Raw genomic sequence first — 25,934 nt, forward strand, 5'->3', positions numbered from 1 at the left:
TAGGAGGATGAATTATGGCATTAGTGACAACTAAACAAATATTATTAGATGCACAAGAAGGGCATTATGCAGTAGGAGCATTTAATGTTGAAAATATGGAGATGGTTATGGCAGTAATAGAAGCTGCTGAAGAACTTAAATCACCTGTAATACTACAGACAACACCTTCAACAATAAAGTATGCAGGATTGGATTATTATTTAGCAAATGTAAAGGTTGCATCAGAGAAGGCAAGTATTCCTGTTGCTATGCACTTAGACCATGGTTCAAGTTTTGGGCTAGCAATGCAGGCACTTAGAGTTGGATATACTTCTATTATGATTGATGGTTCTCATGAAAGTTACGAAGATAATATATCAGTATCTAAAGCTGTTGTAGATGCATGTACACCTTCAGATATACCTGTTGAAGCTGAATTAGGTAAAGTTGGAGGTAAGGAAGACGATTTAGATGGTGGTGATGGTGGAGCATATACAGACCCACTAGAAGCAAAAGAATTTGTAGAAAGAACAGGGGTATCATCTTTAGCAGTAGCAATAGGTACGGCACATGGGTTATATAAGGGAGAGCCAAAGCTTGATTTAGATAGATTGTCTGAAATTAGAGAGGTTGTATCAGTTCCATTAGTATTACATGGTGGGTCAGGGATACCAGATGAGATTATTAAAGAATCTATAAAAAGAGGGATTTGCAAGGTTAATTATGCAACAGAGTTAAGGATTGCTTATAGTAATGGGGTTAAGGATGTGCTTAATTCTGACCCAGAGGTAATTGACCCTAAGAAATATGGTAAAAAAGGTCTAGATTCGGTTAAAGAATTTGTTAAGAGTAGAATGGAAGTTTGTGGATGTGTAGGAAAAGTAGTAGGGGCAGTGGAGTACTGTTAATAAAATCTAATTATAAATATATAAAATAAAGTAAGAGGTTTATAATAAACCTCTTACTTTATTTTATATATTTAAGAGAATAAATGAGCAGTTTGGAGGGATAGGTATGGTAATTAGAAATAAATAAAAATACAACCACTTAATACAGATTTAGAATCTAAATTTATATTAAGAGATTGTATTTAATTAAATTAATACAAATATTGCATAATTGAATCATTAATATTAAAATTAATGAAAAATGAAGTAGAAAATATTGTTATACAAATATATGTATATAAATTTATCATAATATTTAATAAATTAGATATGATATACAACTTATTAAGAAGAACTAGATGTACTTCTATTATATTGAGATATAAAACCTTTAGGCATTTTACTTATAAAATACACAACCATAATAAAAGATAAAGGCTTGTCTACTATATTGCTAAGGATTCTTGGAAAGAATGCAGCAGTAAATATCTTATGACCAGACTGAACTAAAAAACCGACCAATAAATCAGCACCACTTCCACTTAAACCACCAAACAATAAAAAATAAAAGTTAATGAAAATAAATTTATAATAATAATAGATATTCCATTATCAAGATTTTAAATACTATAAATAATATGGAGTCTCTAAAATAAACTTTAAGTATATAGGAAGTATTTATTATTTGTATGGTTTTTAATTTATTAGAATTATAGGGAAGACATATATTATAAATTTGAATATTAAGATTTTTTTGAGGGATAGTAGACAAACTATTCCTTATTTTTATAACTAAGAATAAGTGTTATATATGACAGCGAGGATAACGATGGATTTGTTTATTTGTGAGTATTAGGTTATACAAAACCTATTATATATAACTAAATTGGAAAATTCTATCAAATTTTGGAAAACGATTGACAAAGAGAGCCAAATAAAGTATATTATTAGTAAGTTAGTTTAATGTACAAATAAATTGTATGCAAAGCTTAATATATAAAATTAAGATATTAGACTGAGTTATTTAATTTTAAAGTACATCAAAATGGAAGATTAAATTATCGATTTAGGAGGATGGCTGTGGTAAGAATATTTGAAGATTATATTGAAAAAAGATTTGACAATGAACTACTGCGAATAGAAGCATGGGGAAAAAATTCTTTACGTATTAGGTCATTTGTCGACCAAAATTTTATTGATGAAAATTATGCTCTTAATGAAAAACCTAAGTTGAATAAAGAAGATATTAAAATTGACAAGAGTGAAGATGGTAGTGTAAGTATTAAAAATGGAAAAGTAAAGGCTATCTTAGACCATAGAGATAGAATTACTTTTTATAACGATAAAAATGAAATATTGTTAAAGGAATTTATTAGATTAAGAGCTGTAAAACATGATGATGGTGGAGAAGATGTAGGAACCATTGAAATTACCAAAGACTTTAACTCCACACTTAAATTGAAATCAAGAGAATATCGACCAAGTTGTAGTGGGGAATTTGAAGTAACTACTAGATTTGAGTCTAAACCTTGTGAAAAGGTTTTTGGGATGGGACAATACCAACATGAATTTCTAGATTTAAAGAATACCGTTTTGGAGTTAGCCCAAAGAAATTCTCAAATATCAGTTCCTTATTATATTTCTAGCTTAAGTTATGGATTTTTATGGAATAATCCAGGGATTGGAAGAGTATCTTTTGCAAAGAACATAACAGAGTGGAAGATGTTTTCTACAAACTTTATAGATTATTGGATTACTTGTGGAGAAAGCCCAAAAGAGTTAAGTAAAAATTACTCTCAAGTTACAGGAACTGTACCTATGATGCCTGAAAACCTATTAGGGCTATGGCAAAGTAAATTAAGATATAGAACTTCAGAGGAAGTTTTGGATGTTGTGAAAGAATACTCAAAAAGAGGCATTAAACTTTCGTCAATTGCAATCGACTATTTTCATTGGCCTAAGCAAGGTGAATATAAATTTGACTTAGATTATTGGAAAAATCCTAAGGAGTTGGTTGAAAAACTGAAAGAAGAGTATTCAGTAGAGCCAATAGTATCTGTATGGCCTACAGTTCAAAGTGATGCAGAAAACTACAATGATTATTTAGAAAATGGTTATTTGGTTAATGTTAATCGTGGTGTTAGAATGACAATGCAAATCCAAGGGAATACAGTCTTTGTAGATATGACAAACAAAAACGCAAGGGAATATGTTTGGGATAGAATAGATAAAAATTATAAGCAACTAGGAATTAATTATTATTGGTTAGATGTAGCTGAACCTGGATATTCTGTTTATGATTTTGATAATTATAGATATAAAAAAGGAAATGTTTTAAGCTGTGGAAATATATATCCTATCGATTATTTAAAAATGATTTATGATGGTTTATATGATAATAAAGAGTCTGTTGTAACTCTTGTAAGAGGAGCTTGGGCAGGAGCTCAAAAGTATGGGGCTTTAGTATGGTCTGGAGACATTGATTCCAGTTTTGAGGCTTTTAACAATCAAGTAAATACAGGGCTAAATATGGGACTAGCAGGTATACCTTGGTGGACTACAGATATTGGAGGTTTCCATGGAGGAAATCCTAACGACCCAGAGTTTAGAGAGCTTATGGTGAGATGGTTCCAATATGCTACTTTTTCACCAATTTTGAGAATGCATGGAGATAGGCTACCTCACAGTAAGCCATTATCAAATAAAGGTGGAGGTTCAATGGTTACTGGAGCTCCTAATGAGATATGGTCTTATGGTGAAGAGGTTGAAAGAATTCTTACAAGGTTTATAAAAATTAGAGAAAGTTTAAAAAGTTATTTAAAAAAATTAATGAAAGAAGCTCATGAAGATGGAACACCAGTTATGAGAACTCTATTTTATGAATTTCCTGAAGATGATAAAACTTGGGAGATTGATAATACATATATGTTTGGAGATGAAATTTTGGTTGCTCCAATAATGAATTATAAAGATAGAAGTAGAAAAGTATATTTGCCAAAAGGATACATGTGGGAAAATATATTTAGTGGAATTAGTTATGAAGGTGGAGAAGTTTATGAACTAGAATGTCCACTTGAAGAAATTCCTATTTTCTTAAAGCAAAATTCTAAGCATAATTTTGAAGAACTAAAAAATATTTTGAGAGAGGTGAAATCATAATGGAGCCACAATTATGGCAATTATTATTAATCGTAATGTATGGATTTTTTATAAACTATGAAAAAAATTCAACAATGTTTGGTACATATCAACCAGTAACAGCAGGTTTTATTACTGGTCTTATCCTAGGTGATATAAATACAGGATTATATATTGGAGGTACATTACAATTACTATCATTAGGGATTAGTAATTTTGGTGGAGCATCAATTCCTGATTATCAAACAGCAAGTATAGTAGCTACATTTATAACTATTACAACTAGTCAAGAAGCATCTGTAGGAATCTCTATAGGTATTCCAGTTGCTTTGCTGATGGTACAATTGGATGTTCTTAGAAATACAATTGGTATATGGCTAGTTCATAAAGCAGAAGATGGAGCTAAAAAAGGAAATTATAAAAATATAACATATATGCAAATGTTAGGAGTATTATTAACAGCAGCTACAACAGGTATTCCAGTTGCTTTAGCTGTAATATTTGGACCTTCTTTGGTTGATACTATTTTAAAATATACGCCTGAATGGTTAACAGGTGGTTTAACAGTAGCTGGTGGATTACTTCCAGCAGTAGGAATAGGATTACTACTTAGATATCTTCCTGCCAAAGAGTATTTTAGTTATTTAGTGATTGGATTTGTTTTAGCAGTCTATATGAAAGTACCATTATTGGGTGTGGCTTTAATCGGAGGAGCAATCGCACTTATAATTTATAAAAAGAATGTGGAAAATCAAGCACAACAATATACTGTAGTAGGAGGTATGGATGAAGATGAGTGATAATGTGTCATTAAATAAATCAAATGAAAAAGTTAAAAGAAGTGTTTTATGGCGTTGGTTTTTTACTAGTTCTGTTTCTTCAAATTATGAGAAGATGCAAGCTTTAGCATATTGCTATGCAGTATTACCATTTTTAAAAACAGTATATAAAGATAAGCCAGAAAAACTTCAAAATGCTGTATTAAATCATTTACAATTTTTTAATACTAATCCATGGGTTGCTCCTTATATTTTGGGTATTAATGTAGCCATGGAGGAATTATCAAATGAAGATACTGAAGAGGCTGTTACTTCAATTAAAACAGGATTGATGGGGCCAGTAGCAGGTCTAGGAGATAGCTTGTTTGTTGTTATACCATGGACAATTTTTGGAGCTATAGCAGCTAATATGGCATTAGATGGAAGTCCTTTTGGAATCTTATTATGGGTTATAGTAAGTGTAGCATTGAAACTATTAAGTATCCCACTGTTTAATGCTGGTTATACATCAGGGACTAAGCTGATATCTTCAATTGAAAAAAGTTTAAAAATCTTAACTGAGAGTACATCTATTTTAGGACTAATGGTTGTAGGTGCCTTAATACCTTCTGTAGTAAAAGCTAATGTTGCTCTGAACTTTCAACAAGGTGACTTTACAATGAAAGGTCAAGAAATATTAGACCAAATTATGCCTGGTTTAATTCCTGCAATTTTAGTTGTTATTGTTTATTGGGCTCTTAAAAAAAATATAAAACCAATATACTTAATTTTGGGTGTAATGGTTGTTTCAATAATTCTATATGCATTAGGTATTTTAAAATAAGGAAAGGGTGATATTAGATATGGAAATGAAGGGAATTAAAAATATTCGTATAGATGACCGTTTAATCCATGGTCAAGTTGCAACTATGTGGAGTAATAAATTAAGTGTTACAAGATTAATGGTAGTAAATGATGCAGTAGCTAATAATTCTGTGCAAAAACAAGTCTTAAGAATGGCTACACCTGCAGGAATAGCATCGTCTATAATTACAGAAGAAACTGCTATAAAAAATATTACTGCTGGGAAGTATGAAGGACAAAATGTATTATTAATTGTCAAGTCTCCTGTTGACCTTATTCCATTTGTGGAGGCAGGATTAAAAATACATAGTATAAATGTAGGAAATATGTCAAGTAGAAAAGATACAACAGTATTAAAACCTAATATCAGTGTTACAGAAGAAGAGAAGGAAGCATTTAGAAAACTCCTAGATGAAGGAATTGAAATTACAACTATAATGACACCTGATGACAAAAAAACTTATCTTGTAGATATTTTATAAAATTAGAGAGGTGTATTAAAGTGAATAGTATTATTTTGATGAGTCATGGAAATATGGCTGAAGAAGTTTTGAATTCTGCAAAAATGATAATAGGGGATACTATAGATTATCCTACTGTAAATATGAAACAGGATGATGGAATTGAAGGAACAATAAAAAAACTAAAAAAAGCTTTAGAAGTATATAAAGAAAGTTCAGAAATAACTATAATGGTGGATTTAATTGGTGGAACGCCATGTAATGCTGCTTTATTAGAGGCCAGTATTGATAGTAGAATTAAAATCATTTCAGGGTTAAATTTAGGTATGGTTATTGAATCAGCTTTTTCAGATGCAAAAGAATTAGCAGTAAAGTTAGAGAAGATAGGTAAAGACAATATTTCTATAGTTGAACCTATAATGAGTTTATTATCTGATGATGAATAGAAACTTTATATTAATATCTAATTAATGTACAACTTCTGAGAAAGAGAATATAAATAATCTTGTGTAAACTCCAGAATAAATTTAATTTTAGAATTTATACTTTAAAGGGGTTATGGCTGTGTAGTCATAACCCTTATTTAAGATTATTACCATCTTTATAAAAATAGCATCTATATAAAGCTATTCTTAATTTTTTTGACTTTAATAATGACTGTAACTAATATTTCATTAAGATGAATATTTAATCGATTTAATACTTTAGGTCAGGTTCTAAAACTTTGAATTCACTTATATATAATACTGGAAGTTATTAAATAAAGTGATTTATGAAGTGATTCATCTGTTGTAAATGTCGATTTAGATGTAGTTACCTTTTTCAGTGTTCCATTACAATTATAGTATAAGTAATGGGCTTGAATTCGTTTAGGTATTAAAAAATGTAACTAGCTTTTTAAGCTAGTTTTTAGATTACTCATTATAGTGTAGTTATTTTATCATTTATTTCGTTCATCAAAGTTAAATTTTGTATATTTAAAAAGCTCTTGATATTTACAGCAGAACCACCATATAGAGATGCCTCAGACCCTAATGATGAAATTTCTATATTTATACCTTTGTTAAAAGAACTAACTAACATATCTTTTGTAATCTGTAATATCTCAGGTATATCTCTAATTATTTGGCTATTTAAATAGATTATCTCAGGAGCATAGGTTGCAATAGCATTATTTATAGCTATTGATAAGTAACTGCAAAAATCCTTAATAACTTTTTTAGCATTTTGATTATTTGCATAGTATAGCTGTTTTACCATATTAGAATCCATCTTAGGGATATTTTCTAAAGAAGAAAGTTGCTCAAATACTTTTTTCTCTGAACAATATTGTTCTAAACATCCAAGGTTTCCACAAGGACAGGGTTTACCATTAGGCATGATAATAGTATGGCCAATTTCGCCGCTCATACCATTTCTACCATTATATAATTTATTGTTTATTATAATGCCTGAACCAAATCCACTGTGAATACTAAGACTAAGTAGTGAACTATGTATCGTTGAGAAAGTACTCTCAGCTAAAGCTGTTAAATTTGCCTCATTTTCTATATGAATAGGGAAGTCGTATTTTTCACTAAGGATACTATATAAATCAATCTCATTAAGATTATAATATGGAGTAAACAGTATTTTATTTTCACAAGTAATTCCATGTATAGCCAGAGTGAATCCTATTACATTATAAGGAGTATCTATTTTGGATATATTATAACTATTTATCACTTCATCTATTAGTTGTATGACATTATCTTTATTTATCTGTATATCTGTCAAATTCTTTGACTTTATAATAGTTCCATCTAAATAAGATAGAGAAGAGAATATATAGTCATATCCAATATCCATACTTAAAGAAATCCCTGCACATTTATTAAATACTAAAAGTATGGGTTTTCTTCCACCGCTATGAGTGCTATTTCCAATTCCTATTTCATGGACTAGAGATTCATCAATAAGTTTTTTGGTAATAGCAGATATAGTTGCTTTGTTTAATCCTATGGTAGAGGCGATACTCGCTCTAGAAATAGGACCATTTTTTATAATTTGTTCAAGTACCAATCTTTCATTCATTTCTCGAATAGTGTATTTATCAGTAACCAATTTGATATTCCTCCTTAAAATAATATTGTAATACTTTTTAGTTAAAAATAAAAGGTTATTTTGCATTGACAAAGATAATTAAATATTTTATTATTAGTTCATAAGTTAGTTTAATATACTAACAAAAATAAAGCAAGTAAAATATATCTAAACATAAAAAAATTGGAATAGGAAAACGATAATTATAAGTACTATCTCAAGGAGGGATTAAATTGGAGTATGTATTAGGTGTAGATATTGGTACATCAGGTACGAAAACTGTCTTATTTGATAAACTAGGAAATACTATAGAAAGCTGTACATATGAATATCCTCTTATACAAGAGAAATCAGGCTGGGCAGAACAGGATGCTAATGACTGGTGGAAAGCTGTAGTAGAATCTATAAGACATGTAATTCAAAGTTCAAATATAAGTAGTGAATATATAAAAGGAATTGGATTATCAGGACAGATGCATGGTCTAGTTATGCTAGATAAAGAAGGTAATACATTAAGAAACTCCATAATATGGTGTGACCAACGTACAATAAAAGAATGTGAAGAGATAACTGACTTAGTGGGAAAAGAAAGATTAATTGAAATAACTGCTAATCCAGCACTTACAGGCTTTACAGCATCAAAAATATTATGGGTTAGAAATAACGAACCTGATATTTACAAAAATACTAATAAAATACTTCTTCCAAAAGATTATATAAGATACAAGTTGACAGGAAAGTATGCTACAGAAGTATCAGATGCAAGTGGTATGCAGTTACTTGATATAAGTAAAAGAAATTGGAGTGATGAAGTACTTGAAAAGTTAAATATCGATAAAAACCTTTTAGGTAAAGTTTATGAATCTCAAGAAATAACAGGGTATGTGACTAAAGAGGTAGCAGACTTAACAGGGCTTAAAGAAGGAACAATAGTTGTAGGTGGAGCTGGAGACCAAGCAGCAGGAGCTATAGGAAATGGAATAGTTGAAGAAGGGGTAGTTTCATCTACTATTGGCACATCAGGGGTGGTATTTGCATATACAAAAGAACCTAAAGTTGATAAAGAAGGTAGAGTTCATACTTTCTGTCACGCAGTACCAAATACATGGCATGTTATGGGCGTTACTCAAGGGGCAGGATTATCATTAAAATGGTTTAAGGATAATTTCTGCCAAAGAGAAATAGAAATTTCAAAATCTTTAGAGAAAGATGTATATGAAATTATAAATGGGCAAGTAAGTCAGGTATCATCAGGATGTAATGGATTACTTTACTTACCATATATGATGGGAGAGAGGACTCCTCATCTTGACCCTTATGCTAGAGGAGTGTTCTTTGGATTATCTCCAATGCACTCTAAAAAAGAAATGGCAAGAGCAATTATGGAGGGTGTTTCATACAGTTTAAAAGATTGTATGGATATAATACAAAGCCTTAATATAGACGTTAATGAAGTAAGAGCCTCTGGAGGAGGAGGTAAAAGTAAAGTCTGGAGACAGATGCAGGCAGATATGTTTAATCAAGATGTATATACTATAAACTCAAGTGAAGGTCCAGCATTGGGAGTTGCAATTCTTGCACTAGTAGGGTCAGGAATATATGAAAATATACAACAAGCTTGCAATGTCATAATAAAAACTTCAACTAAGTTAGAACCAATAAATGAAAATGTGGACATGTACAAGAGATATCACAAATTGTATAAAAAATTATACAAGTCTTTAAAAGATGATTTTAAGATGTTAGATGAAGCAGTTAATTTTAAAGATAAATAATTAAAACAGGTTTAAACTAATAAAAAATATTACATACATCATATGTGTAAAACATTGGGAGGATATAAAATGAGTGAAATATTTAAAGGAATAGGACAAGTAAAATTTGAAGGAATAAATTCTGAAAATGAGTTAGCATTTAGATACTACAATCCTGAACAAGTAGTAGGAGATAAGACTATGAAAGAGCACTTAAGGTTTGCAATGAGTTACTGGCATACTTTATGTGGAGAAAGTAATGACCCATTTGGAGTAGGTACAGTAGATAGACCTTGGAATAACATGACAAATCCAATGGAAATAGCAAAGTTTAAAGTTGATGCAGGATTTGAATTTATGACTAAGATGGGAATTGAGTATTTCTGTTTCCATGATAGAGATATAGCTCCAGAAGGAAAAGATTTAGCTGAAACAAATAAAATATTAGATGAAATAGTTGAGTACATAAAACTTAAAATGAAAGAGACAGGTATAAAATTGTTATGGGGAACTGCTAATATGTTTGGTAATCCAAGATTTGTTCATGGGGCATCTACAACTTGTAATGCTGATGTTTACGCTTATGCAGCGGCTCAAGTGAAAAAGGCTATGGAAGTTACTAAGTATTTAGGTGGAGAAAACTTTGTATTCTGGGGTGGAAGAGAAGGTTATGAAACTTTACTTAATACTAATACAGAACTTGAAATGGATAACTTTGCAAGATTTCTAAAAATGGCTGTAGATTATGCTAAAGAAATTGGATTTACTGGACAATTCTTAATAGAACCTAAGCCAAAGGAGCCTACTAAACATCAATATGACTTTGATACTGCTACAGTTTTAGGATTCTTAAGAAAGTACAACTTAGATAAATACTTCAAAATGAATATAGAAGCAAACCATGCAACACTTGCAGGTCATACTTTCCAACATGAGTTAAATATAGCTAGAATAAACAATGTTTTAGGAAGTGTTGATGCAAATCAAGGAGATTTATTATTAGGATGGGATACAGACCAATTCCCAACAAATATATATGATGCAACACTTGCAATGTATGAAGTGTTAAAGCAAGGTGGAATAGCACCAGGTGGATTTAACTTTGACTCTAAAGTAAGAAGAGCATCTTTTGAAGTAGAAGATTTATTTTTAGCTTATATTGCAGGAATGGATACATTTGCAAAAGGATTATTAATAGCTCATAAATTATTAGAGGATGAAGTATTTGAAAACTTTACTAAAGATAGATATGTAAGTTTTAGTGAAGGTATAGGTAAAGACATAGTAGAAGGTAAGGTTGGATTTAAGGAATTAGAAACTTATGCACTACAAATGTCAACTATAAAGAATAAGTCTGGAAGACAAGAAATGTTAGAAAACATACTTAATAGGTATATATATGAAGTTGATACAATTTGCAACAAGTAGTTGTATAGTTATGAATCTTAACTGATTAAATAAAAACTAGGGAGTATTCTCTAGCTTTTATTTTAAAGTGGAAGACTAAAGATGCAAAGTAAGAGGCCAAAGATACTAAAAAATTAATTTAAATTACAACAAAGCGCCTATATTTGAATAATAAATCCAAAATAGGCACTTTAAAATTATTGTAACCAGAATGGCATATCTACAAATGGAGTAAATTCATCAAATAAGTCCAAATAATCTTGGGCTTTTTGTGGTTCATTACATTTTGCTAGACCATTTTCAATAGTTTCAATAATGTTAACTTCTTTTGTTATTAGCTTTGCCCATATTTCTTTGGAAGCATCAATTGAAATATCAGCTTCTATATCACTATCTTGACCATGTATTTCAATAATTCCTCTACGTAACTCTAAATTAAATACTTCATTAGTATCAGTTACACATGCTAGTAGTGTTATATGAACAGCAGAACTTTTAGGACCATTTAGCTTAACTTTGAAAGATTCAAACATAGCTTTGGATGTTAGACCTATAAATGAATTTGAAAAAGGAGGGAATCCTGCATTGGCTCCACCTTGTTTTACTATCTGTTCAAAAGTTCCATCTAATGCCATTGCACTAGTTAGATACCAATTACGCCAAGTGGCATTCTCTGTTTGATATCCAAGCATACGAACAGCAGATGCCTTAAGGCTTCTAGCTTCCATATCGTTATTATTTATACGGATAGGATAGTTTAATATTTCTGCAGCCCATTCATAATCTTTGTCATCGATAGCCTTTTTAGCTTCAGTTAATATTACTTCACGACCACCCATAATTTTTATATATTTTTTAGCTGCATCTTTAGGATAAATAGGATTTAATTTACTTGCTTCACCATTAAACCAGCCTATATATTGGTCATAAACACCTTTAATGCCTTGTTTAAAAGTTCCATAAAATTCACCTAAACGTTCTCTTTGAAATAGATGCGGGGGAAGTTGTCCTAATTCATTTATTGCATAATCAGGAGTATATCCCATATTTATAAGTCTAACTGTTTGGTCATGAGTATACTGTATAGCATCTCTATAGTCTGTTAGAAGAGAAGTACATTCATCTTTACCATGTAGTGGTCTCATATGAGTTCCAACTAAATAATGTGGTTGATAATTACGAATTTTATCAATTCCTGCATACCATTTCTTAGCATCGCGAACAGTACCTCTAACAGTATATATGTTAGGAAATATTTCGCCTTGAACAGCATCTCCAACAAACATTATCTTTTCTTTAGGTAAAAATACACATACAGCATCTTCAGTTTCAGCCTCACAGTGGAATAACTCTAAATCAACACCTGATATAGTAATTTTCAATCCATTTTCAACAGATACAAATGTGTTTGGTGTAATAAATTTATTAGAACCTTTAGATAAAACAGGTCCACAACCTAAGTTAACATAGCCATGTTCTCCTTTGGGAAGTATAGAACCATACATCCAAACAGCTCTTCCCATTCTAATATCTAGTAGTTCCCCACTAGCTTGAGAGAAATGTTTTATAAATGTTTCATCGACAATAACTAAAACTTCTTTATTTTGGCTTTGTTCTTGACTTACACAGACACTCATACCGCCCCAATGGTCACCATGATTATGAGAAACTATGACTGCTTTGACTGGTTTATCAGTGATTTTACGAAAGCCCTTCATTATTTCTTCCATCATTTCTATAGTTTCAGCTGGGTCTATGATTATAATGCCATCAGTTCCTTCAATCATAACTGGATAAGATAATCCAAATCCAACAGCACTATATACATTTTCACCTGTTTTATAAATTTTTTGTTCCATTGTTTTAGAATGTTCTGTCAATCTAGGATTAACAAACTTCGATTTTTCAGTATAAGCGAAATTACTCATAGACATAACTCCTTTTAAATATTAAAAATTTTATTAGTTTACTCTAGTAACAACAGGAGGTAACCATTTACCACAAATAGCATCTATCAAGTGTTAGGTACTTCTATTATTACAGGTTCTTTACGTAAGTCAAGCCAAGCTGTTGAGTATGTAGTATCATTGTTTGGTGCTGGTATAAACGATGTTTGTGGTGATGCTACAGTGGCAGTATGAGCAAATTCATTAAAATTTGTTAATTTAGTTTGGGGATTCATAATCTGTGTATATAGCAATTCATACATACCTACTATTGGATATCCATATATATAAGTATTTTTAACTATTTTAAGTAAATCATTCTTATTCATTGAGAATTCCTCCTTTAAAATAACCTTACTATGTTCCATGAACATGTTATTATTACAAACAACATAACAGCATTATAAGCAATGATTAATTTTGCCTTACTTATTTTTTTATTAATAGCAGTACCTAACAACCCACCTAAAACTGCAGCAAGTATTATGCATAATAACATTGATATATCAAGACCTAAAGGAATAGAGTTTGAAATTAATAGAGTTATTATTTTTGAAGCTTGAGAGAATAGTATCAGTATTATTGAGTTAACAGATGCGTTCTTTAAATCCATCGAGAAAAACAACGTCAGGGCTGTTATGTTTATAGGACCACCACCTATTCCTAAAAAAGATGAAATCATTCCTAAAGTATATCCAAGTAAAATTATAAATATACGATTCTTTATATGGAATTGTTTTTTATTAGGTAGATTTATGTATATTAATATAGATATTAATAAAGTAAAAAGAAGTCCATTCTGAATTATTTTTACAAGTTTATCTTTGTTAATAAATTCAACTATAAATTCAAATATTTCAGTACCAATTAAACCTCCTAAAATTGCTCCACTTCCAAGCAATATAGTTGTTGGTTTTTCAAATTTAGTTTTATATCTAATATGTTTAATAACAGCTGAACAAGACATAGTAAATACAGCACAAGTTGATAAAAAACTTATAACTGAAGCATCTAGTGTAGTTACTGCATCTAGAACTGGTTTTATAATAATTCCTCCACCAAGTCCAGAAATTGCTCCTACAATAGATGCAATAAATCCTACGATGAAAAATATCATATGTGTTTCTCCTATCCTAAAGTTTTATGCTAATTTTATTAATAGTAAGTATGCCCTAAAACAGTAAAATAATTTATTTTTAATAAGGGTTAAATTTGAAATAATTCATATATTTTTACAAATACTATTATCTATAATGAAATATAAAACTATGTAATATTAATAGTAGAAAATAAAAAAGGATTATATAAAAAATAATTGACTTGTTAAAAGAAAATATAGAAAATTCTATATCAAATAAGATTACAGTATGTATGGTTGCAGTTAAAAATTAATTATAATATTTATGATAGTTTTGTAAAATAATATATGTACTTAGATATAAAAGAAAATTATTTAAATAGTAATTTTACTTTAGAGTAGCCATATTCAAGTATATTTATATATTTAGAGGCTTTTTATAGAATCATAAGAAGACGAATTTTAAGTATATTTGTGGAAATATAAATTATAATAAAATATAAGTATTAGTGTAGAATAGTTATAATAATATAGGCTATTAAAATATAAACTTGGAGAGTTGATGAAAATTGTATGAAAAAGAAAATATTGTTTTTAGGAATTATTTGTATATCTATAATTTTACTAAGTAATAATACTTATTCCCAAAAGAAGCAACTATCTGAGGAAGAAAAGATAGATGACTTTAAATATGTATATAATGTTATAAAAACAGGGTATCCTTACTTGGATGTAAATAAGAGACTTAATCATATTGACTGGTTAGAAAATAAGGACAAATATATAAAAAGAATTAAAAATACTGAAAGTGATGAAGAGTTTATAGAAGAAGTATCCTCTATATTATCAGAATTAAACAATAAACATACTGAGTTAATAGATAATAAAAACAGATATGAACTTTTTAAAAAATCATACTCTAATAATAATTGGTATGACTTTCTTAATGACAAAAAAGTTGTAGATAGATATAATTCTATAAATACTAAAATAAAAATACCAAATGATATTTTTGTAAAAAAAGAACTGATTTTAGAAGATATAATTAAAGGTAAGGTTGGATACATGTATTTACCATCAATGTCACCACAAAATGGGTCAATGGATAAGGATTTAAAAATGATAGGAGATTATGTTAATACTTTAGAAAAATATCAAACTCTAATTATTGATATAAGAGGAAATTCAGGCGGAAGTGATAGGTATTGGAAAGGAATTGTATCTAAACTTATAAAAAATGATATAAAAATAGATGGTTATAGACTCTATAGAAATAATAATAAAATAGTTAAAAAATACACCAATGCAAGAAATATAAAGTTAGAGCCTATAGAAAACCTACCAGTAGGTGTAAAGAAAAATGCACCAAAGGAAACTTTAAAAAATTTTAGTGATTTTGAAAAAACTTCTTATACCATAAATACTAATAATGATTTGGAATTTAAAGGTAATATATACTTACTTGTAGATGAAAAAGTATATTCATCATCAGAGTCGTTTTCTATGTTTTGTAAAGAGACTAAGTTTGCAACTTTAGTAGGAGAAACTACTGGAGGTGATGGTGGAGGAATAGACCCTGTGTTGTTTGAGTTAAAAAATAGTGGTTTAATAGTTAGAATGTCAAGTTGTATGTATTTAAACAAAGACGGAATATGCGATGAAGAATTTAAAACTATTCCTGAGTTTAAAGTAAAAGACTGTAAAAGAACAACAAATTTTAAAGATGATAACAGTATAAAAAAGGTATTAAAGCTTGAAAATATCAATTATTAAATAACAATTAAATGTTGCTGGATATTATTTTAGAGATTTATCTTTAGCATTAAAAATTATAGAAAAATTGTAAAAAAGTAACTCAAAATGATTTTAAATGATTTTGAGTTACTTTTTTATGTAAGTTTTGAAGTTTTTTATAAGATTTATTTGTCCTTTTAGAATTTGATTGGAACCTCTATACAAAGATTATAATAATTTCAATAGAGCATTAAAAAGCAATAAAATATAATAAATAGCAATAAAATACAAAATAAATTTGACTTTTTGATATTCTTAAACTAATATATTATTATTATTATTATTATCAAATGAAAGGTAAGTGTAGTTATGGAGGAAAAGTTTTATACAATAGACCAAGTTGCGAATATTTTAGAAATGCATCATAAAACAATAAGAAAGTTTATAAAAGATGGGAAATTAAAAGCTAATAAACTCGGTAAGCAGTGGAGAGTATCACAAGAGGATTTAAATAGTTTTATGGATGTAAAGAGTGAAAATGAAGATAAGGGTATAGAATTTAGGTTAAATGCATCTGAAAACTTAGCGAGCATCCCAAAAGTTAATGTATCTACAGTAGTTGAGATAAATAATATATCTAATAATGAATATTCACGTTTATCAAATTTGCTTTTGGCACTTACAAATAATCCAACTTCAATATCAAGTGGTTCTACCATTAATTTGAAGTATGCCGAAAATGAAAATAGGCTTAGGGTTATGTTATGGGGAGATATAAAGTTTATTGAGGAAATGTTAAGCTCTATATCTTTATTAATAGAAAATATTTAAAGTAGAAATGAGGAACTAAAATGAATTACGATATAAGAGAACAAAAGGATAAAAAATATATTTTTGTAGATAGTAAATTTAGTAATGAAGAAGAAATCATGGATATTATATCACTGTGTATGGAACATGGTACAGATTATTTGATGTTTAGTAAGAATTCACTTACAGATAATTTTTTTAATTTAAAGACAGGTTTGGCAGGTATTACAATACAAAAATTTATAAATTATAGGATACAAGTTGCTGCAATTGTTGATGATAAAAATAGGATAAATAAAAGATTTTCAGAACTAATGTTAGAGTTAAATAAATCAAATAATTTTAGACTATTTGATAATTTTGAGGATGCTAAAAATTATATTTTAAATCTAAAATGACGGAGATTAATAAAATAAATAATATAAGTAAGGCATTTAGAAGTATTGAATATAAAAATAAAATACATATATATGATGATTATTTAATAAGTAAATGATATTTTCAGAATTAAGAAATTAATATAAATACAAACTTAAGAAACATATTTATTAATAACCTTTCTATGTTACAAAAGTGTAATACTGGTAGATAAAATGTAATATTTACATAAGGATTTAACCGTACAAAACCTTTAAAATAAAGATATACTAAGAAATGAACAAGTGGAGGTTATTAATTATGAAAGAAATATTAAAAATAAAGAATATATCAAAAGATTATGGTATAAAAGGATTTAAAACAAATGTATTAAAAAGTATATCTCTCACAGTTAACGAAGGTGATTTTATAGCAATAATGGGTCCATCAGGTGCAGGAAAAACAACATTACTTAATCTAATGTCTACACTTGACAAACAAACCTCAGGAGAAATAATACTCGATGGAATTAACATATCTAAAGTAAAAAATAATGAACTATCAAAATTAAGAAGAGAGAAGATAGGATTTATATTTCAAGACTATAACTTATTAGATAATATGACACTCATGAATAATATAGCACTTCCTCTGGCATTAGGGAAAAAGAAAAGTAAAGAAATTGAAGGTAAGGTATTTTCGATAGCCAAAAAATTTGGATTAGAAAATCATTTAGATAAATATCCATATCAATTATCAGGAGGTCAAAAACAAAGAGGTGCAGCAGCGAGGTCACTAATTACAAATCCAGCAGTAGTATTTGCTGATGAGCCAACAGGTGCTTTAGATTCTAAATCAGCTTATGAACTTTTAAACTCATTAGAAAGAATAAATAAAGAGAATAATGCTACTATTATAATGATTACACATGACCCTCTAACAGCAAGTTATTCAAATGAAGTATATATGATAAATGATGGAACTATAAAGTGTAAATTAAACAAAGGAAGTAGTAGAAAAGAATTTTATGGAAAAATTATGGATATGTTGGCCTCTATGGGAGGTGAAATGTAAGTGAGTGTACTTGGAATTGCTTATAATAATTTTAAAAGTAATATAAGAACTTATCTGGCATTTTTTATATCTATGGTCTTTTCAGTAGTTGTACTGACTAATTTTGAACTACTAAGATATGGTGATGCCATAAATGTATTGCAAGGGGAAAATCAGAAATTCACATTATCAGTGTTAATATCTGTAATAATAATATTGTCAGTATTTTTATTTTTCTTTATATGGTATGCGACAAATATATTCTTTAAAAATAGGTCAAAAGAAATAGGGATACTATCTTTTATGGGGTTGGATTTATATACTATAGGAAAAATATATTTTGTAGAAAATATGCTTATAGGAATAAGCTCTTGTATCACAGGAATACTTATAGGGATAATAACATCTAGATTTTTCCAGGTAGTAATAATAAAATTATCAGGATTTGATATAAATGTATCCAATGGGTTTAGTATCAAAGCTATAATGTATGCCAGTTTGATATTTATTTCTATATTTATGATAATGACTATAAAAGGTTTTGTAACAATATGTAGAAGTAGTGTAATAAACCTAATTAACACATCTAAGAAACAAGACAAAATACCAAAAGTAGGTATAGGATTATACATATTAGCCATAATATCAATTTTAGTATTAGGATATGGTTATTATCTTTCTATGGATATACGCTCTGGAAACATAGCTAGTGTAATACCAGTTATAGTGATAATAATAATAGGTACTTATGGTTTATTTAAATCAGTTATGCCTGTTGTATTTCATATGATAATGAAAAATAAAAAGGTATTATTCAATGGAAATAATATAATAGCAATAAACAATATAAATTATAGATTAAATAAAAACTATAAAACTTACTCTATAATAGCTATAATTATAACGACTACAATATCAACCCTTGGTGCATCAGTTGCCATAAAACATATGCAACAAAATGCTCAAGAACAGAGGAATGTATATACTGTTAGTATAGTTTCAACAGATAAAAATGAAGTAGATAGAACACAAATAGAAGATATAATAAAAGATACTAATAGTATAAGATATTCAGTAAATCCAGAACTAATAGCTTTAGAAAATCCAGATAGCAAAGATGATTATGATAAATTAAATATAATAATGAAATACAGTGATTTTTACAATATTCTCAAAGTAAATGGAAATGAGAAGGAATTAAAAGAGTATGGCGAAAAATTAGTTGAAGGAAATAATGTAATGCAGTTAAAAAGTCCTCAAACGATATTAACATTAGCTAAAAAAGAAACTAATGTGAACATTGATGGACAAGTATATAATATTACAAAAGGGGAAATAAAAGTACCAGTATTGGGAACAGGGATTAATGACAGCATTATAGTAGTAAATGATAACATCTACTCTAAGTTAAAAGACAAAGGAGAACAAATATATTTTTATGGAGCGAAAGTATCTGAGGAAGAAAATAGCCAAAAGATGTTCGATAATATTGAAAAAAATTTAAGTATGAAAAGTGGCTACATGAGAAATGGATATAAAGCTCAAAACGAAAGTCAATGGATGAAATTTGCATATGTAGTGCTTGTATTTTTATTTTTAGTATTTACGCTTGTGGCTGGAAGCATAATATACATGAAAATATATAGTGATGCTTATGAAGATAGAGATAAATATAAAACTTTATTGAAGATAGGAACTACAGAAAAAGAAATAAATAAAGCTGTCTTTAAAGAAGTAGCTATATTTTACACTTTACCAATGTTAAGTGCAACAATATCAAGTTACTTTGCATTAAGACTAGCAGGCAGTTTACTAATGGCTGATTTATTTAGTATATATATATTAAGCTTAGTAATATGCTTAATAATCTTCATAATATATGGAGCAGTATCTATTAATAAGTTTAAGAAGGTAATATACGAAAATTAATCAATAAATTTGTTAAAACAAAGAGACTCTTACAATAAGAGTCTCTTATTAATTAGGTTTAAGCCGTTTGACTAATAAATGTATACAAAATATAATATGATAGAGATAATTTATATTATAATAAAATATTAAAATAATGGAGATTGCATAAATGTATAAAATTTTATTAATAGAAGATGATATTGATTTATCAAAAGAAATTGCTTTGGCGTTAGAACGATGGGGATTTAAAGTAGAAGTAATTGATAATTTTGAACTGATTTTAGAAGAATTTATAGATAAAAAACCAGATGTAGTACTTTTGGATGTTAATTTACCACTGTATAATGGATTTTACTGGTGCGAGAAAATAAGGGGTGTTTCAAATGTTCCAATAATATTCCTTTCATCAAGAGATTCTGATATGGATTTAATAATGGGAATAAATAATGGAGGAGATGATTATATTACAAAACCATTTTCTATAGATATCTTAGTTACCAAAATAAATGGGATAATAAGAAGAGCTTATAATTATAGCGACTCTAATAGTATTCTATACTACAAAGATTTAATGTTTGATGTAGGAAAAGGAATTATAAAACACAAGTACAAGGAAAAAGATATAGAATTGACTAAAAACGAAATAAAAATTTTAAACTTATTATTAAAAAATAAAAATAAAGTTGTATCAAGAGAAAGTCTTATGATGACTTTATGGGATAATGATGAATTTGTTACAGATAATGCTCTTACTGTAAATATAAATAGATTGAGAAGTAAGGTTAAAGAGTTAGGTGTTGATGATTTTATAAAAACTAAAAAGGGAATAGGATATATAATATAATGATAGTAAAATATTTAAAAGACAGATTCAAGTATATTGTGCTTTTTTTTATTATCATTAGTATAATAAATATTTACTTATTTGCTATAAATATATTTGAGAATCAATATGCAGAGTTAATATACTTAGATTTTCTAGCTTTACTCATAATAATAGTATTTTTTATTGTAGATTATATAAACTTTAAAAATAGCTATAAAGATTTATGTAAGTGTCTAGAAAATAATGATGATATAGACAACTACTTGATTAGTGGACAATCCTTTGAAGCAAATATCATGAGAGATATTATTGGAAATTTGAAATCAAAGAATAATGATGATACAAAAAATTACAAACAATCTCTAAAAGAATTAGATGAATACATAGCTAAATGGGTTCATGAAATAAAGATTCCAATATCATCTTTGAGTATAATTACAGATAGATTAAATAATATAGAAGATAGTATAGATATTAAGAATCAAATTGCAAAAATAAACTTTTTAGTAAATTCTATTTTATATAGTAGTAGAAGTAATAGTATGTTTGAGGACATATTTATGAATAAAGTTAATTTAGAAAAATTAATAAAATCCTCTATAAAGAATAACTCGTTTTTACTCATAAAAAACAATATTGAAGTTAGTTTAAACAACTTAAATTATACTGTTTACACTGATTCTAAATGTATAGCCTATATTTTAGACCAAATTATTAATAATGCTATAAAATACTCAAAAGAAGTTGGTAAAATTGAATTTAATGCAAAGCCATTAGAAAACGGAGTAGTGTTATCTATAAAGGATTATGGTATAGGTATAAATGAAGAGGATATATGTAGAGTTTTTAATAGAGGATTTACAGGAACAAATGGAAGAAATAGATTGTATAAATCTACTGGAATGGGATTATACTTTGCAAAAAAGATGATAGATAACTTAGGTCATAAGATTGATGTATACTCAGAAAATGGTGTTTATACAATTTTTAATATTCATTTTTATAATATATCTGATTATTTAAATCTAAATAATTAAATTAATAGATTGAGTGTATCCACTTTAAATCTAAAAAATATAGTAGTATTTTACTGTAGAATATAATTTGAAATAGTATTACGAATCAAAAAGCAGGGAGATTATCTACCTGTTTTTGATTCATAATACTATTTATAAAAATTATTATCTCTGAGAACTTGAGCACGTATACGGTTAATTAAAAACTGTTTTAATTTAGTTAAGCAGAAAAATAAAATAGCTCTATTTTCAAATTCTGTTCTATCAACAGGTAGAGGTTGATTTTGCATACTAAGCATTAACCTGCCCAATTCTTCAAGAAGAAGATTCCCTGTTTCGGCTTCAAATTCAGTATAACCTATCTTATGTATGAAAGCAGATAGAATATGAGCTTGTGGTGGAGTAGAGTCTAGTTGAGATACATAACTATACAAGTCTTCTAAGATATCCCGTTGGCTTTTTATAATATCCATATGCTCTAAGAAAAATTTAGTATCACTTAATAAAGTATTATTAATATTATCATAAGTTTCAGAAATGCTACTATCAATAAGTGAATTTAAGGTATATAAATCTCTACTGAACCTATTTTCTTTTTTAGGATTTACAATAATATCGGCAATATCTATAAGCACAATACTCACTTCTTCTTGTAACTTTTTTTGTACTTCATAGATTTTATGTATATTTGTTGGAATATACATATTTATTATGACACCTATTCCAGTACCTATTGCAAATATTCCAGCTTCATTTAAAATCCATTTAATAGATGTTTCTCCTTGTAGGAAGTAATGGGATGCAATTACTACACACATGGCAATAACATCTTGAATTTTTAATAAAAAACAAAGTGGTATAATTATGAATATAAATATTGAAAATGAAGTCAAATTATATCCTAAAATATTAAAACATAAATAGGAAAAAATAGTACATAAGAGAAAACCATAAACCTTTCCAATAGAACCCTTAAGCGTTTCTTTTTTAGTGTCCTTTACTGTAAGTAGTACTATAACTCCAGCGACCATAGAGTATTCTAATTTTAACAGCCAAGCAATAGATATAGCAAGAGAGCATCCAAGAGATAATTTTATTACTTTAAGTGAATTAATATTATTCAAATATAAACCTCCTGTAAACAAATATAATAAAGATAATTTTAACATAAAACTAATAGGGTTTGAAATGTAATTAATTATACTTAATTATTTTATTGCCCTATTTAGCTAAATACAATCAATATATTTTTATTTTATGAAAGTTTTTTGTATATATTATTTGCCAGTGTAAAATCACATACATTTGATTGAGTTAAAAATATTAACAAGAATGATGTAATAATTGTTGCTTTTGATGATTTGCTAATAATACCAATAAATAGCGCTATAAAGCTCATACTGACAAGTACAACTGACTTTAAAATATGATTATGTGATTATAAGTATAATATGTTTATAAGAATATTAGAAATGCAAGAAAACTGGTATACATCATGATGATATTTTTTTTATTTCATATCATAATAACAAATAAAAATAGTTGTAGCAAATGAAAATAGTCAAAAATGTATATACTATTATTAATAAAAAATAAAATTATATAATTAATATGATTTTATAATTTGTTTTGTATGGTGATTTTTAACTTTTATGTTATACTATTTATAAAAGTAAGTATAAAGATAAAAATACATAATTAAATATGTATGAGAAGTTTTAAATAGCCTTATTAATGAACTTAATTATTGTTCATAATGACAAATTGGAGGAGATAAACATGAAAATTACTGAAGGATACATGCCTTTTGAAGGTTTTAAAACCTATTACCGTATAGTGGGAGAAGCTACAGAAGGAAAGAAACCATTAGTACTACTTCACGGAGGTCCAGGTTCTACACATAACTATTTTGAAGTATTGGACAAGATAGCTGAAAGTGGAAGACAAGTTATAATGTATGACCAAATTGGTTGTGGTAATTCATTTGTAGAAGGGCATCCTGAGTTATTTAATGCAGACACTTGGATAAAAGAACTTATCGAACTAAGAAAACATCTAGGGCTTGATGAAATACATCTATTAGGTCAGTCTTGGGGAGGTATGCAGGCTATTTGGTATGCTATTGAATATAAACCAAAGGGTATCAAGTCGTACATTCTTTCATCTACTCTTTCTTCTGCAAAACTTTGGGAAAAAGAACAAAAAAGAAGAATATCATATATGAGTGAAGCTGACCAAAAAGCGTTACTTGATGCAGTAAATACTGGAGATTACTCTAGTAAAGAATATAATGATGCATTAGAAAAGTTTATGGAGATGTATTGTGCAGGGGAAGTAACTGAAGATTCTCCTGAATGTTTAAGAAGACCTAAAAAGTCTGGTTCTGAAGCATATATTGTAGGATGGGGATATAATGAATTTTCTCCTACAGGTACTCTTTCTGGATATGAGTTTACAGATAGATTACATGAAATAAAGGAACCTTGTTTAGTAACTAGTGGAGCGATAGATTTGTGTTCACCATATATTGCAAAGACTATGTATGATAGGATACCTAATAGTAAATGGGAACTATTTGAATATTCAAGACATATGCCATTTGTTGAAGAAAATGATAAATATATAGAAGTTCTAACTAAATGGTTAAATGAAAATGATTAAGCTTATATAAATTTATAAAAGAGATTAAACTGATTGTTTAATCTCTTTTTTTATTATTTTATTATAAATTAGAGTATTTTTTATATATGATAAATTTTGAATAAGAATAATATGAACAATTGTAAAAAGTTTAAAAGTGTTTAAAGAGAAAAAAAGTCTTAAAACCTCAATAAATCATACAAATTATTAAAAAACTACTATAATTAACATATAATAATAGAATTTAAAAACACTTAGTTTTATGAGATTTTAGAAATTTTTTTTAAAATTGGTATAATTATTCTGTTTAAACTTGCTTAAAAAGTATATTTATTATAATAAGAAACAATTATATAAATAGGAATAGATTATTATATTAATATATAAATAAAAATAACTATAGAAGGAAAGGCATATTATGGAAAAGTCAAAAGTTATTGAAATGATAAAAAATAATCCTAATATTATAGCAACTATAAATAATCCAACTGATGAGATGAAACTATTAGCTATCAAAGAAAATGGACTTGTACTAGAATATATAAATAATCCAACTAGAGAGATGCAAGAATTAGCAATTGATAACAATATTAGAGCAATTAAATTTATAAATGACCCAACAGAAGATATGATGATAAAAGCAGTAAATGATGGATGGAGTATATTAGACTATATAAAAAATCCAACTGATAAAGTGATTAAATTAGCTATAAATCAAGCAGGGTGGGCTATTAAATATTCTAAAAATCCAAGTGAAGAGTTACAATTATTAGCAGTAAGAAAAAATTATGATTCGATAAAGTTTATAAAACAACCTTATGAAAGTGTACAAGAAGAAGCAGTAAAAATAAGTTATGATGCATTAAGATATATAGATTTTCCTAGTTATAATACAGAACTTATAGCTATTAAGAATAATGAGGCAGCTATTAACTTTATAACTAATTTAGATAAGAATAAAATATTAGAATTCCTAAAAGTAAATATTTTAGTGATTAAGTATATTGTAAAGAAAGTGTCTAAAGAGGAATTAGAAGAAGTATTAAAAGAAGTACTATCAAAAGAAGATGTTGAAGAAAAGTATATTAGAGATTTTTTAAATTGTAATATTATAGATAGAAACAGTGACTATATAGCAATAGACAAAATGATGTTTATTTACAAATATGGAAGTAAAACAGCAAAAAAAATAGCTGTAGACGAAAAATTGAAAATTATGTAGGAGAGAGAAAA

23 protein-coding genes are annotated in these 25,934 nt (G+C 27.8%); 17 read left to right on the forward strand and 6 right to left on the reverse strand.

The annotated features are described in order from the left end of the window. Window positions 1-14 precede the first annotated feature (14 nt). Window positions 15-887 (forward strand): tagatose-bisphosphate aldolase subunit GatY, encoded by an 873-nt coding sequence (gene gatY, locus IC173_RS03615; RefSeq protein ID WP_227855177.1) that lies wholly within the window; start codon window positions 15-17, stop codon window positions 885-887. A 324-nt stretch (window positions 888-1,211) separates the two neighbouring features. Here gatY and IC173_RS03620 read toward each other — a convergent pair whose 3' ends face one another. Further along, on the reverse strand, window positions 1,212-1,424 hold the full coding sequence (locus IC173_RS03620) for a hypothetical protein (RefSeq protein WP_227855178.1): 213 nt from the start codon (window positions 1,422-1,424) through the stop codon (window positions 1,212-1,214). 516 nt (window positions 1,425-1,940) lie between these two features. Between IC173_RS03620 and IC173_RS03625 the strand changes: the two genes are divergently transcribed. From IC173_RS03625 to IC173_RS03645, 5 genes are read left to right on the forward strand one after another with little or no spacing between them, the layout of a single operon-like run. Next, the gene (locus IC173_RS03625) at window positions 1,941-4,025 is read left to right on the forward strand and encodes a TIM-barrel domain-containing protein (RefSeq protein ID WP_255613276.1); all 2,085 of its coding nucleotides are present in this window, start codon (window positions 1,941-1,943) and stop codon (window positions 4,023-4,025) included. Next, complete coding sequence (locus tag IC173_RS03630) at window positions 4,025-4,804, forward strand: PTS sugar transporter subunit IIC (RefSeq protein WP_227855180.1); 780 nt, start codon at window positions 4,025-4,027, stop codon at window positions 4,802-4,804. Before IC173_RS03625 ends, IC173_RS03630 begins: the two co-directional genes overlap by 1 nt. Then, window positions 4,791-5,606, forward strand: coding sequence for a PTS system mannose/fructose/sorbose family transporter subunit IID (locus IC173_RS03635; RefSeq protein WP_227855181.1), 816 nt, complete (start codon window positions 4,791-4,793; stop codon window positions 5,604-5,606). Before IC173_RS03630 ends, IC173_RS03635 begins: the two co-directional genes overlap by 14 nt. Before the next feature lie 19 nt (window positions 5,607-5,625). Continuing rightward, entirely contained in the window at window positions 5,626-6,108 is a 483-nt protein-coding gene (locus IC173_RS03640) for a PTS sugar transporter subunit IIB (RefSeq protein ID WP_227855182.1), read from the forward strand. A 20-nt stretch (window positions 6,109-6,128) separates the two neighbouring features. After that, a complete protein-coding gene (locus IC173_RS03645) occupies window positions 6,129-6,533 on the forward strand; it encodes a PTS sugar transporter subunit IIA (RefSeq protein ID WP_227830945.1) in 405 nt (134 codons plus the stop codon). A gap of 475 nt (window positions 6,534-7,008) precedes the next feature. Here IC173_RS03645 and IC173_RS03650 read toward each other — a convergent pair whose 3' ends face one another. Beyond that, window positions 7,009-8,190, reverse strand: a complete 1,182-nt coding sequence (locus tag IC173_RS03650) for an ROK family transcriptional regulator (RefSeq protein WP_227481969.1) — start codon at window positions 8,188-8,190, stop codon at window positions 7,009-7,011. Between the two features lie 206 nt (window positions 8,191-8,396). On the opposite strand from IC173_RS03650, the gene xylB reads away from it, so the two are divergent. Together xylB and xylA are read left to right on the forward strand one after the other, a co-directional pair. Beyond that, window positions 8,397-9,944, forward strand: a complete 1,548-nt coding sequence (gene xylB, locus IC173_RS03655) for a xylulokinase (protein WP_413927174.1) — start codon at window positions 8,397-8,399, stop codon at window positions 9,942-9,944. Window positions 9,945-10,013: 69 nt separating this feature from the next. After that, window positions 10,014-11,351 carry a xylose isomerase gene (gene xylA / locus IC173_RS03660; RefSeq protein ID WP_227481971.1) on the forward strand — a complete coding sequence of 446 codons (1,338 nt, stop codon included), beginning with the start codon at window positions 10,014-10,016 and terminating at the stop codon, window positions 11,349-11,351. A 176-nt stretch (window positions 11,352-11,527) separates the two neighbouring features. Here the strand turns inward: xylA and IC173_RS03665 are convergent, their stop codons facing one another. The 3 genes from IC173_RS03665 to IC173_RS03675 form a co-directional block, all read right to left on the reverse strand. After that, entirely contained in the window at window positions 11,528-13,258 is a 1,731-nt protein-coding gene (locus tag IC173_RS03665) for an alkyl sulfatase dimerization domain-containing protein (protein WP_227481972.1), read from the reverse strand. Between the two features lie 86 nt (window positions 13,259-13,344). Then, on the reverse strand, window positions 13,345-13,605 hold the full coding sequence (locus IC173_RS03670) for a DUF1254 domain-containing protein (protein ID WP_227433877.1): 261 nt from the start codon (window positions 13,603-13,605) through the stop codon (window positions 13,345-13,347). Between the two features lie 14 nt (window positions 13,606-13,619). Continuing rightward, a complete protein-coding gene (locus IC173_RS03675; protein ID WP_227433878.1) occupies window positions 13,620-14,393 on the reverse strand; it encodes a sulfite exporter TauE/SafE family protein in 774 nt (257 codons plus the stop codon). 534 nt (window positions 14,394-14,927) lie between these two features. Between IC173_RS03675 and IC173_RS03680 the strand changes: the two genes are divergently transcribed. The 7 genes from IC173_RS03680 (at window position 14,928) to IC173_RS03710 (ending at window position 22,082) form a co-directional block, all read left to right on the forward strand. Beyond that, the gene (locus IC173_RS03680; protein WP_227433879.1) at window positions 14,928-16,127 is read left to right on the forward strand and encodes a S41 family peptidase; all 1,200 of its coding nucleotides are present in this window, start codon (window positions 14,928-14,930) and stop codon (window positions 16,125-16,127) included. A 330-nt stretch (window positions 16,128-16,457) separates the two neighbouring features. Next, a complete protein-coding gene (locus IC173_RS03685) occupies window positions 16,458-16,919 on the forward strand; it encodes a helix-turn-helix domain-containing protein (protein ID WP_227433880.1) in 462 nt (153 codons plus the stop codon). A gap of 20 nt (window positions 16,920-16,939) precedes the next feature. Continuing rightward, window positions 16,940-17,296, forward strand: a complete 357-nt coding sequence (locus tag IC173_RS03690; RefSeq protein WP_227433881.1) for a DUF4180 domain-containing protein — start codon at window positions 16,940-16,942, stop codon at window positions 17,294-17,296. 280 nt (window positions 17,297-17,576) lie between these two features. After that, window positions 17,577-18,329: an ABC transporter ATP-binding protein gene (locus IC173_RS03695; RefSeq protein WP_227433882.1), complete on the forward strand. Its 753-nt coding sequence runs from the start codon at window positions 17,577-17,579 to the stop codon at window positions 18,327-18,329. Continuing rightward, window positions 18,330-20,237 carry an FtsX-like permease family protein gene (locus IC173_RS03700; protein ID WP_227433883.1) on the forward strand — a complete coding sequence of 636 codons (1,908 nt, stop codon included), beginning with the start codon at window positions 18,330-18,332 and terminating at the stop codon, window positions 20,235-20,237. It abuts the gene before it with no gap. Between the two features lie 151 nt (window positions 20,238-20,388). After that, window positions 20,389-21,063, forward strand: coding sequence for a response regulator transcription factor (locus tag IC173_RS03705; RefSeq protein WP_227433884.1), 675 nt, complete (start codon window positions 20,389-20,391; stop codon window positions 21,061-21,063). Continuing rightward, a complete protein-coding gene (locus IC173_RS03710) occupies window positions 21,063-22,082 on the forward strand; it encodes a sensor histidine kinase (protein ID WP_227433885.1) in 1,020 nt (339 codons plus the stop codon). The genes IC173_RS03705 and IC173_RS03710 overlap by 1 nt, the downstream gene beginning before the upstream one ends. 128 nt (window positions 22,083-22,210) lie before the next feature. Here the strand turns inward: IC173_RS03710 and IC173_RS03715 are convergent, their stop codons facing one another. Further along, the gene (locus IC173_RS03715; protein WP_227433886.1) at window positions 22,211-23,185 is read right to left on the reverse strand and encodes an aromatic acid exporter family protein; all 975 of its coding nucleotides are present in this window, start codon (window positions 23,183-23,185) and stop codon (window positions 22,211-22,213) included. 655 nt (window positions 23,186-23,840) lie between these two features. On the opposite strand from IC173_RS03715, the gene pepI reads away from it, so the two are divergent. Together pepI and IC173_RS03725 are read left to right on the forward strand one after the other, a co-directional pair. Further along, entirely contained in the window at window positions 23,841-24,722 is an 882-nt protein-coding gene (gene pepI, locus IC173_RS03720) for a proline iminopeptidase (protein WP_227433887.1), read from the forward strand. 397 nt (window positions 24,723-25,119) lie between these two features. Further along, window positions 25,120-25,923, forward strand: coding sequence for a hypothetical protein (locus IC173_RS03725; RefSeq protein WP_227433888.1), 804 nt, complete (start codon window positions 25,120-25,122; stop codon window positions 25,921-25,923). The last annotated feature ends 11 nt before the right edge of the window (window positions 25,924-25,934 follow it).

This window comes from Clostridioides sp. ES-S-0048-02, assembly GCF_020658495.1.
Taxonomy (GTDB): Bacteria; Bacillota; Clostridia; order Peptostreptococcales; family Peptostreptococcaceae; genus Clostridioides.

Bases quoted from the DNA above. Each gene is read 5' to 3' on its own strand.
- gatY (WP_227855177.1), top strand. From the start codon at position 15: ATGGCATTAGTGACAACTAAACAAATATTATTAGATGCACAAGAAGGG.
- IC173_RS03625 (WP_255613276.1), top strand. From the start codon at position 1,941: ATGGCTGTGGTAAGAATATTTGAAGATTATATTGAAAAAAGATTTGAC.
- IC173_RS03630 (WP_227855180.1), top strand. From the start codon at position 4,025: ATGGAGCCACAATTATGGCAATTATTATTAATCGTAATGTATGGATTT.
- IC173_RS03635 (WP_227855181.1), top strand. From the start codon at position 4,791: ATGAAGATGAGTGATAATGTGTCATTAAATAAATCAAATGAAAAAGTT.
- IC173_RS03640 (WP_227855182.1), top strand. From the start codon at position 5,626: ATGGAAATGAAGGGAATTAAAAATATTCGTATAGATGACCGTTTAATC.
- xylA (WP_227481971.1), top strand. From the start codon at position 10,014: ATGAGTGAAATATTTAAAGGAATAGGACAAGTAAAATTTGAAGGAATA.
- IC173_RS03665 (WP_227481972.1), bottom strand. From the start codon at position 13,258: ATGAGTAATTTCGCTTATACTGAAAAATCGAAGTTTGTTAATCCTAGA.
- IC173_RS03670 (WP_227433877.1), bottom strand. From the start codon at position 13,605: ATGAATAAGAATGATTTACTTAAAATAGTTAAAAATACTTATATATAT.
- IC173_RS03675 (WP_227433878.1), bottom strand. From the start codon at position 14,393: ATGATATTTTTCATCGTAGGATTTATTGCATCTATTGTAGGAGCAATT.
- IC173_RS03680 (WP_227433879.1), top strand. From the start codon at position 14,928: ATGAAAAAGAAAATATTGTTTTTAGGAATTATTTGTATATCTATAATT.
- IC173_RS03685 (WP_227433880.1), top strand. From the start codon at position 16,458: ATGGAGGAAAAGTTTTATACAATAGACCAAGTTGCGAATATTTTAGAA.
- IC173_RS03690 (WP_227433881.1), top strand. From the start codon at position 16,940: ATGAATTACGATATAAGAGAACAAAAGGATAAAAAATATATTTTTGTA.
- IC173_RS03695 (WP_227433882.1), top strand. From the start codon at position 17,577: ATGAAAGAAATATTAAAAATAAAGAATATATCAAAAGATTATGGTATA.
- IC173_RS03705 (WP_227433884.1), top strand. From the start codon at position 20,389: ATGTATAAAATTTTATTAATAGAAGATGATATTGATTTATCAAAAGAA.
- IC173_RS03710 (WP_227433885.1), top strand. From the start codon at position 21,063: ATGATAGTAAAATATTTAAAAGACAGATTCAAGTATATTGTGCTTTTT.
- pepI (WP_227433887.1), top strand. From the start codon at position 23,841: ATGAAAATTACTGAAGGATACATGCCTTTTGAAGGTTTTAAAACCTAT.
- IC173_RS03725 (WP_227433888.1), top strand. From the start codon at position 25,120: ATGGAAAAGTCAAAAGTTATTGAAATGATAAAAAATAATCCTAATATT.